Raw genomic sequence first — 914 nt, 5'->3', positions numbered from 1 at the left:
GACATTCGCCGAAAATTTGCTTCTCTTACGAGAACTCACAAATTTTACCTTAGCCTGAACAACACCAGTGAAAGTGCCATTCAGTCTATTTCTATCACATACCCAAATTTTTAAAGAACGAACTGGTCAAAGACCAGAAATCAACATTCACCATCGAACCGATGGAATGCTCATTTCTAAGCTTTAGCGAGATGTAGAAGCAGTAAATGGTGGAGCCAAACGGGATCGAACCGTTGACCTCCTGCGTGCAAGGCAGGCGCTCTCCCAGCTGAGCTATGGCCCCGTATTGCTACAGGCTTTTCCACAAAATTGGTGGGTCTGGGCAGATTCGAACTGCCGACCTCACCCTTATCAGGGGTGCGCTCTAACCAACTGAGCTACAGACCCAATTTTGATGCTTTCGCGATCAAACTTGAAGCTTGTAGCTTAAAGCTTGAAGCTGCTTCTATCGTCTTCTTCAATGAATCAAGCAATTCGTGTGGGAACTTGCGAAGAAGCTGAGTCTTCGATTAAGGAGGTGATCCAGCCGCAGGTTCCCCTACGGCTACCTTGTTACGACTTCACCCCAGTCATGAATCACACCGTGGTAACCGTCCTCCCGAAGGTTAGACTAGCTACTTCTGGTGCAACCCACTCCCATGGTGTGACGGGCGGTGTGTACAAGGCCCGGGAACGTATTCACCGCGACATTCTGATTCGCGATTACTAGCGATTCCGACTTCACGCAGTCGAGTTGCAGACTGCGATCCGGACTACGATCGGTTTTGTGGGATTAGCTCCACCTCGCGGCTTGGCAACCCTCTGTACCGACCATTGTAGCACGTGTGTAGCCCAGGCCGTAAGGGCCATGATGACTTGACGTCATCCCCACCTTCCTCCGGTTTGTCACCGGCAGTCTCCTTAGAGTGCCCACC

At 50.7% G+C, this 914-nt stretch carries 2 tRNA genes and 1 rRNA gene; all 3 read right to left on the bottom strand.

Going from position 1 to position 914, the window contains the following annotated elements:
* Positions 1-207: 207 nt before the first annotated feature.
* Positions 208-283 (bottom strand) — tRNA-Ala (locus ACCD02_RS32560).
* A gap of 27 nt (positions 284-310) precedes the next feature.
* Positions 311-387 (bottom strand) — tRNA-Ile (locus tag ACCD02_RS32555).
* 123 nt (positions 388-510) lie between these two features.
* Positions 511-914: ribosomal RNA gene (locus tag ACCD02_RS32550) — 16S ribosomal RNA — on the bottom strand; the annotation flags it as partial.

The organism is Pseudomonas sp. Pseusp88, assembly GCF_047303955.1.
In the GTDB taxonomy this organism is placed as follows: domain Bacteria; phylum Pseudomonadota; class Gammaproteobacteria; order Pseudomonadales; family Pseudomonadaceae; genus Aquipseudomonas.
Note: the sequence above shows the minus strand (reverse complement) of the source record. Positions and strands in the feature narration are given on the sequence as shown.